We start from the raw sequence: 16,107 nt of genomic DNA on the forward strand, positions 1-16,107 counted from the left end.
TAAGTCAGGGAGGAAGCGTCGTCGTGAGCAGCAGGCCATCCCGAGGCGCTGCTCGCCTCGCAGCGATACTCGACGCCCTTCCCGACGCGCTGCTGTTGGTCAACTGCAACGGCACGATCGTCAACGCCAACCACATCGCGCTGGAGTCCTTCGAGGCGCCGGGCACCGCACTCGTGGGTCGTGGTCTGCTCGATCTTCTCCCCTCCTTCGATCCCAATCGGATCCCCGGGTCGATGCGCAGGCCCGGGGACTCGGAACGGATCATCAGCACCAAGCCGACCCGGATGATCGCGCGGCGCACCGACGGGGCCCAGTTCCCCGTGGAGGTGACCAGCGCGAACGTGGAGGACGGGCGGACTCCGTACGCCGACCAGTACAGCTATACCGGCGACGAGCTGCTGATGCTCATCGTGCGGGACCTGACCGGGACGCTCGACACCGAGGCCGAACTCGCCCGCCAGCAGCGCCAGACCGAGATGATCCTGCGCGCGGCGGCGGAGGGCGTGGTCGGCGTGGACACCGAGGGCAAGGTGGTCCTCGTCAACCCGTCCGCGGCGCAGATCCTCGGCTTCCGGGCCAGTGACCTGGGCGGTCAGGAACTTCACTCTCTTGTACACCACTCGCGCGCGGATGGTTCCCCTTTCCCGTACGAGGAGTCCCCGCTCGCCGACACCCTGCGCTCCGGCCGCAAGCACCGGGTGCGCGGCCAGGTGCTGTGGGCCAAGGACGGGAGCGCGGTACCGGTCGACCTGACGACCGCGCCCGTACGGGACGGCGAGCAACTCGTCGGCGCCGTCATGACCTTCACCGACCGGCGCGCCGAGGAAGCCCTCGTCTCGACGCACGCCGAGGAGCTGGAGAGCCTCGCGGCGCGGCACGACAAGGAGCTGGAAGAGCTTCGCGACGAGCACGCCAAGGCGATGGAGGAGTTGCAGGGCCGGCTCGACCGGGAGCGGCAGACGTACGCGGAGCGGCTGGACGCCCTCGCCGCCCGCAACAGCCAGCTGCTCGCGGTGCTCGACCAGTCGCTGCGCGGGCCGCTCCAGGAGCTGCGCAGCGAGCTGGGCGTCCTGGCCGACGACCCGGCCGGGCAGCTGTGGCCCGAGGCCAACCAGATCCTGCACCACCTGGCCGCCGGGTACACCCGGATGACCACGCTCGTCGACAACGTCCTCAGCTATCAGCGGCTCGACGCGGACGGCGAGGAGCTGGCCCGGTGCGCCGTCTCGATGGACGAGGTCGTCGCGGCCGGTGTGGAGGGCGCGGTCGAGCTGATCGGCCCGGGGCGCGCGCAGTTCGCCGTGCACGCCCCGCCGATCGAGGCCGAAGTGGACCCGCAGCGGGTGGCCCAGGCGCTCGCCCATCTGATCGCCGACGTGGCCGGGGTCGACTCGACCGGCAAGGCCGCCTCGGGCGGGGGCGGCGCGTCCGGGGACTCGACGATCGTGGTCGCGGCGGCGCAGCGCGGCAACGTCGTACGGATCGAGGTCCGCGGGCCGTACGCGGGCGGCGACCCGGTGCACGAGCCGATCGTGCGCGGGATCGTGCGCCGGCACGGTGGTGTGCTGCAGACCCACGAGATGCCGGGCATGGGCGGTCACGCCTACGTCCTGGAGGTGCCGATCTCGGCGGCGGCCGCGGACCAGGAGCGCGCGAAGGCCGACGCCCAGGGGGCGTCCGGGGGCGCGGACGGCACGCAGGGACAGGGGACCTCGGGCGGCGGAACGGGCGCGGCCACGGAGGCCTCGGGCGGCGGCGCGGACGGCGATCCGAACAGCGCCCCCGGCTCCGGTGATGCGCAGGGCGCCCCGGGAGCGGACACGAGCGGCGCGCAGAACCGTTCCGCGTCCGTCGCGCTCCCCGCGGAGGCCGGTACGGATCCGAACCGCCAGAATCAGCCGGGCGAGCAGGACCAGCCGCGGCCGACCGGGCGGCGCCGGGCGCGCCCGCGACCCGACGAGGACCCGTCGGTGGCCGGCGCCGGTACGGACGGCCAGCACGATCCGAACGGTCCGCAGCCGGTCGGCCCCGCCGCGATGGGCGTCGTACCGCCTCAGGGCATGGCGGCTCAGCCTCAGCCCCCGGCCGCGGGTGGCCGGCGGCGCGGTTCCCCGGCCCCGGAGGCCGACGGTCCGTATCCGGCGCAGCAGGGCGGCCAGGGCGGAGGGGCCCGCTCCCCGTTCGCGCTGCCCCCGGCGGCGGCCGACGCGAACGGCCCCGGCGCGGCCGGTGCGGGCGAGTCCGCCATGCCCGCGCTCCCCGCCGCCCGCACCCCCGAGCAGCCGCAGCCCGCCTGGGGCGAAGCCCCCCAGGACTCCGCCGAGGCGGAGCAGGCGGGCCAGCCCACCGGACGCCGCCGCGCCCGGCGGCCCCTGTCCGAGACGCCGAACCGGCCGGCGCCGGAGCAGCCCCAGCCCCAGTCCCGGCCGCAGCGCCAGGCACAGACCCCATCCCAGCCGCAGCCCGCGGGCGATGCGGGTGCGGCACGGTCTCCGTTCGCGCTGCCGCCCGCGGCGGCCGACCGGGCCCAGCCCGGCGCGCTGCCGCCCGAGCTGGGCCCGGCGGGGCCCGCCGGGCTGGTCCCCGCGCAGCACGGTGGCCGGGACCCGCGCGTCGGCGCTCCGCAGCCGCAGGCGCAGGGCCAGCCGCAGGGTGGTGGCCTGGCCGTACGGGGCGAGCCCGTGCCCCCGGGCGGCACCGCGCGCAACGGAAGCTGGCCGTCCGGTCCTGGTCAGGCCCCGCAGCAGGGTCAGCAGGCACCGGGCCGGCAGGGCCAGTACCAGGGACAGGGCGGACCGCAGCCCCCGCGTCCGGGCACGGCCGGGCCGGGTGCCGGAACGGGCCCCGGTGCGGGCGCCAGTGCGGGCGCCGGTGCGGGCGAGTCCGCCATGCCCGCGCTCCCCGCCGCCCGCGCCCCCGAGCAGCAGCGGCCCGCCTGGGGCGAGCCGCCGCAGGACTCCCTCGGCGGCCAGCAGGCGGCCCAGCCCACCGGGCGCCGCCGCGCCCGGCGCCCCCTCTCCGAGGAGCAGCCGGAACCCGCGCCCGGTGCGCAGCCCCCCGCACAGCAGCTGCCCCCCGAGGTGCCGCGCGGCGCGCCGCCCCAGGGCGCGCCCCACAACGCACGCCAGAATCCGCATCAGAACGCGCCGCAGGCACCCCAGGGCGCCCCCCAAAGCGCCCCGCACGGCGCTCCGCAGGGCGCGGACACCACCCAGGGGCGCGCGTTCAGCGTGCGCACGCTGGGCCAGGGGGTGCCGTTCGCGCAGCAGGTCAGCGAGCACCAGCGCACTCCCCAGCCACAGCAGCCCCAGACGCCCTCCGGTGGCACGGCCACCGCGGGGTCGGGCAGGCGGCGCAAGCTGGCCGCCCGGCCCGATATGGCGGGGCAGAACACCTCGGCGGACCTGGAGCCCGCGGCCAACCGCGCCCACCCGCAGTCCCCTGCGCAGGCCCCCGGCCAGGCGGGGCCCCCGCCCGGAGCACAGCCGCGCCCCCAGTCCGGTCCGGGGCCGCAGCCGGCCCGTCCGGCCTCGCCGCAGAGTTCGGGGCGCGCCTTCGCGATCGGCGCGCCGGACGAGGGAGCGGAGGGGCCGGAGCCGCTGGACGGGCCCAATGGGGCCATCGAGATCGTCGACGACCGCACCCCGCCGCCCGACGACGAGCTGCCCCCGGAGCCGCTGGACAACCCGCGCCGTCTCCTGGTGTGGCCCGCGCCGGACATGTCCACGCAGCAGGCGCTGAGCGACCGCGGCTACCGCCCGGTGATCGTGAACTCCCGGGAGGAGGTGGACGCGCAGATCGCCGCGTATCCGGCGGCGCTGTTCGTCGACCCGCTGACCGGGCCGATCACCCGGACGGCGCTGCAGTCGCTGCGGACGGCGGCGGTCGCCGCCGAGGTGCCGGTGCTGGTGACGGCGGGGCTCGGCCAGGCGACGCGGGAGGCGGCGTACGGTGCCGACCCGGCCGTCCTGCTCAAGGCGCTCGCCCCGCGCGACAGCGAACAGCATCCGCCGCGCGTCCTGCTGATCGAGGAGCACGAACCGATCGCGGCGGCGCTGACGGCGGCCCTGGAGCGGCGCGGCATGCAGGTCGCCCGGGCCGCGACGGACGCGGACGCGGTGGCGCTCGCGGGGCGTATGCGCCCGAACCTGGTGGTGATGGACCTGATGCAGGTACGCCGCCGCCGGGCCGGGATCGTCGACTGGCTGCGCGGCAACGGGCTGCTCAACCGCACCCCGCTGGTCGTCTACACCTCCGCGGACATCGACCCGGCGAACCTGTCGCGGCTCAGTTCGGGCGAGACGGTGCTGTTCCTCGCGGAGCGCTCGACGAGCGCGGAGGTGCAGGCCCGGATCGTCGACCTGCTGGCGAAGATCGGCACCAACTGAGGAACCGGCTGCGGGTACGGGTACGGCACCGGCTGGGGGAAAACGGGCCCGGCCGGGCGGCCTCGGCCCAGCGGCCTCAGTCGAGCGTGGTCACCTCCAGCTCGCCGTCCGCGTACCGCTTCCGGATGACCTTCTTGTCGAACTTCCCCACGCTCGTCTTCGGCACCTCCGGGATCAGGGCCCAGCGCTCCGGCAGCTGCCAGCGCGCGACCCGCCCGGCGAGGAACTCCCGCAGCCCCGCGTAGTCCACGGTGGCGCCCTCCTTGAGCACCACCGTGGCGAGCGGGCGCTCGTCCCACTTCTCGTCGGGCACCGCCACCACCGCCGCCTCGGCGACCTCCGGATGGCCCATCAGGTGGTTCTCCAGCTCGACCGACGAGATCCACTCGCCGCCCGACTTGATGACGTCCTTCGCCCGGTCGGTCAGGGTCAGATAGCCGTCCGGGGAGACCGTGCCGACGTCGCCGGTCTTCAGCCAGCCGTCCTCGGTGAACTTGTCCTCCGGCCGCATGGGCTCGCCCGTCGCCCCTCCGTAGTACGCGCCCGCGATCCACGGTCCGCGCACCTCCAGTTCGCCGACCGCGACCCCGTCCGCGGGCACGACCGCGCCGTCGGGCGCGATCAGCCGGTACTCCACCGAGGCCGGGAACCGGCCCTGTGTGACCCGGTACGGCCATTCCTCCTCCGCCGTGAGACCGGCGGGCGGATGGGCCATGGACCCCAGCGGCGACAGCTCCGTCATGCCCCAGGCGTGCACGACGCGGATGCCGTGCCGCTCCTCGAACGCCTTCATCAGGGACGGCGGGCAGGCCGAACCGCCGATGTAGACATGGGCGAGGCTGGAGACGTCCCGTGGCGTGGTGCTCAGTTCGGCGAGCAGTCCCTGCCAGATGGTGGGAACGGCGGCGGCGAGGGTCGGCCGGGCGGCCTCGATCATGTCGGCGAGCGGCGCGGGCTGCAGGAAGCGGTCGGGCATCACCATCGAGGCCCCCGCCATGAACGCGGCGTGCGGGGTGCCCCATGCGTTCGCGTGGAACATCGGCACCACGGGCAGCAAGGTGTCCTTCGCGGACATGCCGAATGCCTCGGCGCTGTTGACCTGCATCGAGTGCAGGTAGATGGAGCGATGGCTGTAGGCCACGCCCTTCGGGTCGCCGGTCGTTCCGGAGGTGTAGCACAGGGCGGCGGCCTGGCGCTCATCGGTCACCGGCCAGGGATGGCGCTCGGGGCGGCCCTCGATCAGTTCCTCGTAGTCATGGACACTGGCCCGGCACCCGTCCAGTACGGAACGGTCGCCCGGCCCGGCGACGACGACGTGCTTTACGGAACCCAGCTCGGGCAGCAGCGGGGCGAGGAGCGGCAGCAGCGAACCGTTCACCACGATGACGCGGTCGGCGGCGTGGTTGATGATCCAGGTCAGCTGCCCGGTGGGCATCCGGAGATTGAGGGTGTGCAGCACGGCGCCCATGGAGGGGACCGCGAGATAGGCCTCCAGATGCTCGCAGTTGTTCCAAAGAAGCGTGCCGACCGCCTGGCCCTGTTCGACACCCAGCTCGTCGCGGAGCGCGTTCGCCAGCCGGGTGGCGCGCAGGCCCACTTCGTGGAAGCTGCGGCGCTGCGGCTCACCGCCGCCGGTCCAGGTGACCACCTGGGCCTTTCCGTGGGCGAGCGCTCCATGCTCGAGGATGCGGGTCACGGTCAGCGGTACGTCCTGCATCGTGCTGAGCACCGTGGCCTCCAGGTTTTACGGTTACGCGCGGGTAGTCCGCCGATTGTGCAAGCGACCGGCCGGTATGTCACTACCCCGCTCGACTCGGAGAACCACTCCGCCCTGCGGCCCTTTCGCCCCGGGCCTGGGCCTGCTCCCTGCGCTCTTTCGCCGTCGGATCACTCGCCGTCAGGCCGCGCGGCTCAGCTCCGGGTCCTCGCGGAGCTTGCCCAGGGCGCGTGAGACGGCGCTCTTCACCGTGCCGATGGACACCCCGAGCACCTCCGCCGTCTGGGCCTCGCTCAGGTCCTCGTAATACCTGAGGACGACCATGGCCCGCTGACGGTCCGGCAGCCGCATCACCGCGCGCCACATCATGTCGCGCAGAACCTGCTGCTCGGCGGGGTCGGGAGCGGGGACCGGGTCCGGCTCGGGCAGCTCCTCGCACACGAACTCGTCGACCTTGCGCTTGCGCCACTGGGAGGTCCGCGTATTGACCAGCGCCCGGCGCACATAGCCGTCCAGCGCCTTGTGGTCCTCGATCCGCTCCCACGCGACGTAGGTCTTGGTCAGCGCGGTCTGCAGCAGATCCTCGGCGTCACAGGCGTTGGGCGTCAGCGAGCGGGCGGTGCGCAGCAGCATCGGCTCCCGAGCCCGTACGTACGAGGTGAACGACGGGAACGCGGCGGCGGAAGCCCCAGTGCACACGGTCGTGGTCATGTCCCAACGCTAGGGAGCGAGCGGCTCGTCGGGGATCGGCCACAAGTGCCGAAGCCGCATCAACCTGAGGTTGTAGGGGTAGGGCCGACAACACCTCCTGCGGATGGAGAGGGCGGGGTTTCTCTCAGGGTTGTGCCGGACAGGGTCGCCCCGGTGGGGGCCGGCCGCTCAGCTGATGATCGCGACCGGCGCGTCCACCTTGTTGCGGTCGATCTGCATCGTCCGGCCGCCGTGCTTCTCGCTCACATTGCCCACGTACTGATGGATGCGGCGGTGCGGCTGCCAGGCCTTCTTGGCCAGGACCGGTTCACCGGCCAGCGCCGCCTTCCCGTTCCAGCGCGCGAACCACATCACCGAGGGAAGGTCACGGATCCCCGCCTTCCGGGACTTCTCCAGATGGCGCACCCCGGACTCGGCGCTGCTGTAGAAACCGGGGAAGAAGCCGTGCGACCGCACCTCGCGGTTCCAGCCGCGGATGAAGGACAGCGTGGTGGCCGCGCAGCCCGCCTTCCCCTGGTCGTACGCCTCCATGTCCAGATAGAGCGCACTGCGCTTCTTCATCGCCAGCGCCTTGGCGCGGGCGACCGCGTCCTTCCCCTCCGCGCGCCCCTGCGACCAGGGCGTGCCACCGATGGGGACATGCTTCTTGTTCTTGTTGCGGACGCAGGGGGACTGGGATCCCACGAAGATGGGCAGCACATGCCATCCCATGCTCTTCACGCCGCGCATCCAGGAGGCGCTGAGGTTGGGCTGGCTGGGGCAGGCCCGGCCGCGACCCGCGTAGTAGACGCCGACGGCGCGGTACCGGGAGACGTTCCACGCGCGCAGGGCGGCGAGCGAGGGGGCGTGGCAGGTGTCGAAGCCCCAGCCCTGGAAGACCTTGGCCCCCAGGGGCCGGGGGTCGGGGAGGGCTTCCGCCGAGGCGGGAGCGGGGCCGGTGATCGAGGTGGCCAGCACCGCGATCAGGCTGACGGCCCAGCCCATGAACATCCATCTGCTCTTCTTTCCTCGGTTCATATGACGAGTCAAGGTGGACACCGGTCGGCCGGTGCCGCAGACACGCGCGTGGTTCAGCCGTCTGCGCCGAGGAGGAGCCCGGATGTCGGTACCCCGGTGCCCGCGGTGACCAGGGCGCGGGCTGCGTGCGGAACCTGGTTGACGGAGGTGCCGCGTATCTGGCGGACGGCCTCCGCTATCCCGTTCATCCCGTGCAGATACGCCTCGCCGAGCTGACCGCCGTGGGTGTTGAGGGGCAGCGCGCCCTCGGCGACGTACCCGGCCGCCTCGCCCCGCTCACAGAAACCGAACTCCTCCAGCTGCATCAGCACGAACGGCGTGAAGTGGTCATAGAGGATGGCCACATCGATGTCGGCCGGGGCCATCCCGCTGCCGCTCCACAGCTGACGCGCGACCACCCCCATCTCCGGCAGCCCCGAGAGGTCGTCCCGGTAGAAGCTCGTCATCTGCTCCTGCGCCCGGCCGGAGCCCTGCGCCGCCGCCGTGATCACGACGGGTGGGCGCGGCAGGTCACGGGCCCGCTCGACGCTGGTGACCACGATCGCCTGGCCGCCGTCCGTCTCCTGACAGCAGTCGAGCAGCCGCAGCGGCTCCACGATCCAGCGGGAGGCGGCGTGATCGGCCAGGGTGATCGGCTTGCCATGGAAATACGCGGCCGGGTTGGTGGCGGCATGGCGGCGGTCGACCACGGCCACCTGGCCGAAGGCCTCGGGCGTCAGACCGTAGGTGTGCAGATAGCGCTGCGCGGCCATGGCGACCCAGGAGGCCGGGGTCAGCAGACCGAAGGGCAGCGACCAGCCGAGCGCCGCCCCCTCGGCCGACGGCTCGCGGTGCTGCACCCCGGAACCGAAGCGGCGTCCGGAGCGCTCGTTGAACGCGCGGTAGCAGACGACGACCTCCGCGACCCCGGTGGCGACGGCGAGCGCGGCCTGCTGCACGGTGGCACAGGCGGCGCCCCCGCCGTAGTGCACCCGTGAGAAGAACGTCAGCTCCCCCATGCCGCAGGCCTGGGCCACGGTGATCTCGGGGCTGGTGTCCATGGTGAAGGTGACCAGCCCGTCGACCTCGGCCGGGGCGATCCCCGCATCGTCGAGCGCCGCCCGGACGGCCTCGGTCGCGAGCTTCAGCTCGCTGCGGCCGGAGTCCTTGGAGAACTCGGTGGCGCCGATGCCCACGACAGCGGCCCGCCTTCCGAGCCGGTCCGGACGGCGAACGCTCATCGGACGTCCCCCGTCGGGGAGCCGGGCCCCGGTGGGGAGCCCTGTCCTGGTGGGGAGCCGGTGGGCAGCTCCACCGTGACCGTGCCGGTCACATGGCGGCCAATGGTGTTCTTCCCGAGCACCGCGACCTCCGCCGTGCCGTCGACTACCGAGGTGACTTCTCCGGTCAGCACCATCTCGTCCCCGGGATAGTTGGGCGCACCGAGCCGGATGGCGACCTTCCGGAGACGGGACCGCGGCCCGAAGTGGTCGGTGATATACCGCCCGACCAGGCCATTGGTGGTCAGGATGTTCATGAAGATGTCCGGAGAGCCCTTCTCCCTGGCCGCCTCGGCATCGTGGTGCACATCCTGGTAGTCCCGGGAGGCGAGAGCGCCGGAGACGATCAGCGTCCGGGTGATCGGGATACGCAGCGGGGGCAGCGCCTCGCCCGCGCGGACCGTGACCGTCATACGACCGCCTCCTCCGTGAGCAGGGAGCCCAGCTCGGCCAGCAGGGCGGGGGCCGGGCCCAGATACCCGTCCAACTGCCGCCCCCACAGGAAGTGCCGGTGCACCGGATGCTCCACGTCGGCGCCGATGCCGCCGTGCAGATGCTGACCCGCGTGGACGACCCGCCGGCCCGCCTCACAGGCCCACCAGGCGGTGGTGAGCGCATGGGTGGCCGCGGGCAGCTGCTGGTCGTAGCGCCAAGCCGCCTCGTAGGCGGTCACCCTGATCGCCTCGGTGTCCATATGGGCATCCGCCGCGCGCAGCAGCACGCCCTGCTGGGCGGAGAGCGGGCGCCCGAACTGCTCGCGGACAGAGGTGTGGTGAACCACCCGCGCCACCGATCCCCGGCAGACGCCCGCCTGCAACCCGGCGAAGGCGGTACGGGCCCTGCCGAGCACATCGGCCCAGACACCGTCGCCGCCGAGCGGCTCGGCGGGTGCGTCGTGGAGCGTGAGCCGCCCCGCCGCCCAGGGTGCGGTGGTCTCCACGGATTCGGTCCGGAGGGCCGAGGCGGTCGGGACGGGGGAGGCAGGGGTGGCCGGGGCAGGGGTGGCCGGGGCAGGGGTGGCCGGGGCCGGGGTGGCCGGGGCAGGGGCCGCCTGGGTCTCGATCAGGAAACAGCGCGTGCGCCCCTCCTCCGTCAGCGCCGGGACCAGCACATGGGTCGCAGCCCGCAGCCAGGGGACCACCGGGAAGGTGCCGGTCAGCGCCCATCCCGCGGCGGTCCGGCGGGCCGAGGCCGCCGGACGGGAGCCGGCCGAACGGGAGCCGGCCAGTCGGGAGCCGGGCCGGTATGCGGCCGTCGCCACCGCCGAACCGTCCCGCAGGGCGGGCAGCAGCCGCTCGCGCTGCTCCGCCGTGCCGTGGACGGCCACCGGCAGCAGGCCGTACGCACAGCTCGCCGCGAGCGGCACCTGGGCGGTGAACCGGCCCTGCTCCTCCAGCAGCAGCACCAGCCCGAGCAGGCCGACCTCTTCCACGGCGGCGGGCAGCCCCGCCGCGCAGAGCGCCTTCCACAGCTCACCGTCGACACCGGTGCCGAGGGCCGACAGCCGCTCATGGGTGGACAGATCGCCGAAGATCTCCGCCGCCAGCTCCCGGGCGGCCTGCTGCTCCGCGGTGGGTGTGAAGTCCATCAGGCCACCGCCCCTCGGAAGACGGGCAGCTCCAGCTCGTCGTCGGCCCGCAGGAATTCCAGCTCGACGGGCATCCCGATGCGCACCTTGTCGTACGGCACTCCCGTGATGTCGCTGACGATGCGGACGCCCTCGGCCAGCTCGATCAGGCCCACGGCATACGGCGGGTCGAAGGCGGGGAAGGGCGGATGGTGCATGACCACATAGCTGAACACCGTGCCCGCACCGGAGGCCGCGACCGTGTCCCACTCCGGCGAACCGCAGCCGCCGCACCCCGGCAGCCAGGGGAAGCGGAGGGTGCCGCAGCCGGTGCAGCGCTGGATGAGCAGCTTGTGGGCGGCGACTCCCTCCCAGAACCCCGCGTTGTCCCGGTTGATGACGGGACGCGGGCGCCTCGCCTCCCGACTCCGCTCCGCTTTCTGCTCCTGTTTCTGCTCCGGCTTCCGTTTCTGTTCCGGTTCCTGCCGCACCGGTGCGTACTTGAGGATGCGGAAGCGATGCGTACCGACCAGCTCGCCGCCTGCCCAAACGTCCATCCTGGTGGTGACGAAGTGGCCTGTGCCCAGCTTGGTGGTCTTGCGCGGTGACACCGACTCGATCACCGCGTCGAAGGTGATCCGGTCTCCCGGGCGCAGCGGTCGCGGATACTCCTGCTCGCAGTCCGTGGCGACGACCGAGGTGCAGCCCGCTTCGTCGAGCAGGGCCAGCAGCTCGTCGTACGCCTCCGACCGGGCCGAGCCGGCGGGGTGTCCGCCGAGCCCGCCCATCGTCCACGCCTGGAGCATCGTCGGCGGTGCGATGCCCGGATAGGCGGGGTTGGTGTCGCCCATGGCCTCGCACCAGTGCCTGATCATGGGCTCGTTGACCGGGTCCCTGCCCTCGCCGCCGCTCGCCGCCACCCGGCCCTCGTAGGCCCTCAGCCTCTCGTACAGCCCGCACACCTCATCCGGGCCCTCCCGCCTGCTCGGACCGCCCGGCCCGCCGGGTCCATCCGTCCCGCCGGGCCCGCCCGGCCCGTCCACCCCGCGCAGCTCAGCGGTCATCGCCGCCCCCGGCGCATGCCGAGCCGCATCGTCGCCACGATCTCCCTCTGCACCTCACTCGCCCCGCCCCCAAAGGTGTTGATCTGCGCGGCCCTGTTCATCCGCTCCAGCTCGCCGTCGTCCCCGAACGCTCCCGGCGACCCCGACCGGATCAGCCCCGCCTCTCCCGCGATTTCCTGGCATAGGTGATACACCGCCACCGCGCTTTCGGTTCCCGCGAACTTGACCCCGCTCGCGTCACCCGGACTCAGCGTCCCCACCCCCACGTCCCCGACCAGCCGCCAGTTGAGCAATCGGGTCGCCGCCAGCCGGGCGTGCGCCTCCGCCAGCCGGGCCCGCACCCAGTCCTGGTCGGCGGGGCGGGCCCCGGTGTCCGGGTCGGGGGTACGGGCGTCGGTGAGGACGGCCTCGTAGAAGTCCTCGGCCTGCATGCCGATCGCGGCGAGCGCGACCCGCTCGTGGTTGAGCTGGGTGGTGATCAGCCCCCAGCCGCCGTTCTCCTCGCCGACGAGATGACCGGCCGGAACGCGGACCGCGTCGTAGTAGGTCGCGGTCGTGGTCAGGCCCGCGACCGTCTCGATCGGCGTCCAGGAGAAGCCGGGGGCGTCGGTCGGCACCAGGATGATCGAGATGCCCTTGTGCTTGGGCGCCGCCGGGTCGGTCCGGCAGGCGAGCCAGATCCAGTCGGCGTTCTGGGCGTTACTGGTGAAGGTCTTGGCCCCGTCGATCCGCCACGACCCGGCGGCCGCCCCGGGATCGGCCCCGAATCCGGCGGCGCGACGCAGGTCCGCCTCGCCCCCGCTTTCCTCGCGCACGGCTCTCGTGCGCAGCGAGGCGAGGTCGGTCCCGGCCTCCGGTTCCGAATAGCCGATGGCGAAGACGATCTCACCGCTGAGGATGCGTGGCAGGAAGAATCGCTTCTGCTCCTCGGTGCCGTACCGCATCAGGGTCGGACCGACCGTGTTGAGCGTGACCATGGAGACCGGTGCGCCCGCCCGGTAGGCCTCGTCGAAGAACACGAACTGCTCGTCGGGTCCGCGCCCTTGGCCACCGTATTCGACCGGCCAGCCGAGCCCGAGCAGCCCGTCGGCGCCGATCCGCCGCAACAGCCGCCGCTGGCCTGCGGGGTCGCCCGGCAGGGCCGCACGGGTCTCAGGAGTGATCAGCTCGCGGAAGTACGTACGTAGTTCGTCGCGCAGCTGCCGCTGGCGGGGCGTGGGGGCGAGGTGCATGAGCAGCGGTCTCCCCTGGGCTCGACGGCGTCGTACAAGCGCACGGAAAGCTATCTGACTATCCGTCAGATAAATTGACGCTGTCAAGCGCTGTCCAGCGTTGCCGAACGCGGGCGAACGCGGGCGAGCGCTGGTGAGCACCCGGCGATGGGTGGCGAGCGCCGCCGAACACGGCCGCGCGGCGGCACCGAAGCGCCGCCGCGTGACCGTAAACAACCTCACCCGTCCCGTCCGCTCAATGAATCACCACTCGCCCACTCATGTCGGTCATGCGCGAACACCTGCCATGACGGAAAGTTGCCCATCGATCGGCAGACGAAGCGCACCGAACGACGTATTACCACGCAAGCATGATGAACTCCGTTCAAACCTTCGACGCACCCCTGCGCCCCGGACTGCCCCGACGCGCCGACCCCCTTCCCCTTATCGGACGCTTGTCCGAAAATGGGGGCATGGCGAACACTCCACTCGCCCATGCCCTCGCCGCCGCGGCCCATGGCTTCCGCGTGATCCCGCTGACCCGCGCGAAGCTGCCCGCCGTGCGCTCCCCTCACCACCACGACCCCGTGCCCCTTCCCTGCCGCGGCGCCTGCGGACGGCTCGGGCACGGCGTCCACGACGCGTCCGCCGCCCCGGAGGCGATCCGGGCGCTGTTCGCCGCCGCCCCCTGGGCCACCGGCTACGGCATCGCCTGCGGTTGCGCACCGCACCACCTCATCGGCGTCGACCTCGACCTCAAGCACGAAGGGCGTATCGACGGCGCCGCCGCGCTCGACCGGCTGGCCCGCCGGTACGCCTTCACCGTCCCCCGCACCGTCACCGTGCTCACCCCCCGCGGCGGGCGCCACCTGTGGCTGTGCGGTCCGCCAGGGCTCACCGTCCCCAACTCCGCCGGCCGGATCGCCCCCGGCATCGACATCCGCGGCACGGGCGGCTATCTCGTCGGCCCCGGCTCGGCCACCTCACGCGGCCGCTACCGCCTGGCCTCCGGCTCCCCCGCCTGGCGCCCCGCCCCCGCCCCACCGGCGCTCCTCGGCCTGCTGCGCCCTCCGGTCCGTACGCCGCCGGGCCGGACGACGCCCCGCCCGGCCACCGGCGGCACGTCCGGGCGCGATGCCGCCCTCGTAGGGTTCGTCCGCGAATCCCAGGAGGGGCGGCGCAACGACCGGCTGTTCTGGGCCGCCTGCCGGGCGTACGAGACGGGCTCGGGGGAAGAACTGGCCCCGGCCCTCATCGAGGCCGCCCTCCACACCGGCCTGACCCGTCGTGAGGCCGAGGCCACGGTCGCCTCCGCGGCCCGCAACACCGCCCGCCATCCGCTGCCGCCGGCCGCCTGACCGCCGTACGACCTTGGCCGCCGTACGACCTGGCGTACCAGAGCGGCCGTACGACTACCCCGCGGTCGCGGCCTTGAGGTCGTCGAGGCACTCCTGGATGACGTCGGCCAGCGTCCGCCCGGGCGCGCCGCTTTCCCCGATCCAGCGCTCGAACGCCACCTTGAAGACCGCGACCCCGGCCTCGCCGACCAGGCTCGCCGTCGGTTCCGCGACACCACGCCGGCGTAGCGCGTCGGCCATCGCGGAAGCGAGCGAGGCGAGCTTCAGCAGCTCGCGCTCCTGGAGCCCGGGGTTCGCGTCGATCACGGTCCGGCGCTGCCGGGCGTGTTCGCGACGGTCCTGCAAACGGGCGGAGAGGGCGTGCAGCGCCTCGGCCATCGCGTCGCGGGGAGCCGCGGCCCCGGGCGCACCCGTAATGGCCCTCACGCAGGCATCGAGCAGCTCGGTCTGACCGGAGAACAGCACTTCGCGCTTGTCGGCGAAATGGCGGAAGAACGTCCGTTCCGTGAGGCCCGCCCGGTTGGTGATCTCCGCGACCGTCGTCTGCTCGAATCCCCGCTCGACGTAGAGCTCCAACGCCGCCCGTTCGAGCCGCTCACGCGCGCCCGGCTCCCATCGACCCATGACCGCGATCCTACGCGATGACAGAGACTGACATCGCAGTGCTACGCTACCGATGACAGTGACTGACATCGTCTGCCCGAACGCACCCCTGCGTGCGCGAGGACGGGCCACCACCTGGAGATCCCACTGATGCGTTTATTCGTCACCGGCGCGTCCGGCTTCATCGGCTCCGCCGTCGTTCCCGAACTCCTCCGCGCGGGCCACCAGGTCCTCGGCCTCGCCCGCTCGAACGCCTCGGCCGAGGCCATCGCCGCAGCCGGTGCCGAGGTGCACCGCGGCACCCTCGACGACCCCGACAGCCTGCACGCGGGCGCCTCCGCCGCCGACGGCGTCGTGCACCTGGCGTTCATCCACGACTTCTCGGACTACGAGGGCGCCATCAAGACCGATCTGCGCGCCATCGAGACCTTCGGCGACGCGCTCGAGGGCACCGACCGTCCGCTGGTCGTCGCCTCCGGCCTGCTCGGAAGCGCCCCGGGACGGGTGGCGACCGAGCGGGACCGGCCCGCCCCCGGCGCGACGGCGCCTCCCCGGGAGGCCGCCGCGCAGATGACGCTGAGCCTCGCCGAACGCGGCGTCCGCTCGTCCATCGTGCGTCTCGCGGCGTCGGTCCACGACGAGGGTGACCACGGCTTCGTCCCGAGGCTGATCGACATCGCGCGCGAGAAGGGCGTGTCCGGCTACGTGGGCGACGGCGCCAACCTCTGGCCGGCGGCCCACCGCCTCGATGCCGCGCGGCTGTTCCGGCTGGCCGTGGAGAAAGCACCGGCCGGATCGGTGCTGCACGGCACCGCCGAAGAAGGCGTGTCGCTCCGCAGCATCGCGGAGGTGATCGGCCGTCACCTCGACCTGCCGGTGGTCTCCATCCCCGACGAGCAGGCGGAGGGGCACTTCGGCTGGCTGGCCCGCTTCCTCGCCGTCAGCGCCCCGGCCTCCAACGCCCTGACCCGCGAGCTGCTGGACTGGCACCCCACCGGCCCGGGCCTCATCGAGGACCTCGACCGCGGCCACTACTTCGGCACCCCGGCTGCCTGAACCCGGCGCTCCGCCACGGCGCCGAGTGGGTGGGGCTCCGGAGCTCCGGAGCCCCACCCGGCCCCATGTTCATACGGACCGGACACAGCGTTGCCGTCCTGTTCCGGTTCTACGCACAGGTGATCCTCGCGCAATCAGCGACGCTCGAACGAGCAG

At 73.1% G+C, this 16,107-nt stretch carries 12 protein-coding genes; 3 read left to right on the plus strand and 9 right to left on the minus strand.

Annotated elements, in window-relative coordinates; genetic code table 11:
• Positions 1–23: 23 nt before the first annotated feature.
• Positions 24–4,388: a PAS domain-containing protein gene (locus ABZ562_RS12350; RefSeq protein WP_361477031.1), complete on the plus strand. Its 4,365-nt coding sequence runs from the start codon at positions 24–26 to the stop codon at positions 4,386–4,388.
• Positions 4,389–4,464: 76 nt separating this feature from the next.
• On the opposite strand, the gene ABZ562_RS12355 is transcribed toward ABZ562_RS12350, so the two are convergent.
• The 8 genes from ABZ562_RS12355 to ABZ562_RS12390 all read right to left on the minus strand — a co-directional run bounded on the left by ABZ562_RS12355 (position 4,465) and on the right by ABZ562_RS12390 (position 12,955).
• Positions 4,465–6,117, minus strand: coding sequence for a long-chain fatty acid--CoA ligase (locus ABZ562_RS12355; RefSeq protein ID WP_361477034.1), 1,653 nt, complete (start codon positions 6,115–6,117; stop codon positions 4,465–4,467).
• Between the two features lie 168 nt (positions 6,118–6,285).
• Positions 6,286–6,816: a SigE family RNA polymerase sigma factor gene (locus ABZ562_RS12360; RefSeq protein WP_361477037.1), complete on the minus strand. Its 531-nt coding sequence runs from the start codon at positions 6,814–6,816 to the stop codon at positions 6,286–6,288.
• A 168-nt stretch (positions 6,817–6,984) separates the two neighbouring features.
• Positions 6,985–7,833, minus strand: a complete 849-nt coding sequence (locus ABZ562_RS12365; protein ID WP_361477040.1) for a DUF1906 domain-containing protein — start codon at positions 7,831–7,833, stop codon at positions 6,985–6,987.
• Positions 7,834–7,886: 53 nt separating this feature from the next.
• A complete protein-coding gene (locus tag ABZ562_RS12370; RefSeq protein WP_361477043.1) occupies positions 7,887–9,053 on the minus strand; it encodes a lipid-transfer protein in 1,167 nt (388 codons plus the stop codon).
• Entirely contained in the window at positions 9,050–9,505 is a 456-nt protein-coding gene (locus ABZ562_RS12375) for a MaoC family dehydratase (protein WP_361477045.1), read from the minus strand. Before ABZ562_RS12375 ends, ABZ562_RS12370 begins: the two co-directional genes overlap by 4 nt.
• Entirely contained in the window at positions 9,502–10,680 is a 1,179-nt protein-coding gene (locus ABZ562_RS12380) for an acyl-CoA dehydrogenase family protein (protein ID WP_361477048.1), read from the minus strand. Before ABZ562_RS12380 ends, ABZ562_RS12375 begins: the two co-directional genes overlap by 4 nt.
• A complete protein-coding gene (locus ABZ562_RS12385; protein WP_361477051.1) occupies positions 10,680–11,723 on the minus strand; it encodes an OB-fold domain-containing protein in 1,044 nt (347 codons plus the stop codon). Before ABZ562_RS12385 ends, ABZ562_RS12380 begins: the two co-directional genes overlap by 1 nt.
• On the minus strand, positions 11,720–12,955 hold the full coding sequence (locus ABZ562_RS12390; protein WP_361477054.1) for an acyl-CoA dehydrogenase family protein: 1,236 nt from the start codon (positions 12,953–12,955) through the stop codon (positions 11,720–11,722). The genes ABZ562_RS12385 and ABZ562_RS12390 overlap by 4 nt, the downstream gene beginning before the upstream one ends.
• Positions 12,956–13,407: 452 nt before the next feature.
• Between ABZ562_RS12390 and ABZ562_RS12395 the strand changes: the two genes are divergently transcribed.
• Positions 13,408–14,292 carry a bifunctional DNA primase/polymerase gene (locus ABZ562_RS12395; protein WP_361477056.1) on the plus strand — a complete coding sequence of 295 codons (885 nt, stop codon included), beginning with the start codon at positions 13,408–13,410 and terminating at the stop codon, positions 14,290–14,292.
• A 54-nt stretch (positions 14,293–14,346) separates the two neighbouring features.
• On the opposite strand, the gene ABZ562_RS12400 is transcribed toward ABZ562_RS12395, so the two are convergent.
• Positions 14,347–14,916 (minus strand): TetR family transcriptional regulator, encoded by a 570-nt coding sequence (locus ABZ562_RS12400; protein WP_361477059.1) that lies wholly within the window; start codon positions 14,914–14,916, stop codon positions 14,347–14,349.
• A 129-nt stretch (positions 14,917–15,045) separates the two neighbouring features.
• On the opposite strand from ABZ562_RS12400, the gene ABZ562_RS12405 reads away from it, so the two are divergent.
• Positions 15,046–15,951, plus strand: coding sequence for an SDR family oxidoreductase (locus ABZ562_RS12405; protein WP_361477062.1), 906 nt, complete (start codon positions 15,046–15,048; stop codon positions 15,949–15,951).
• Positions 15,952–16,107: the final 156 nt, after the last annotated feature.

Origin of the sequence: Streptomyces sp. NPDC019937, from assembly GCF_040631655.1 — a bacterium.
GTDB lineage: Bacteria > Actinomycetota > Actinomycetes > Streptomycetales > Streptomycetaceae > Streptomyces.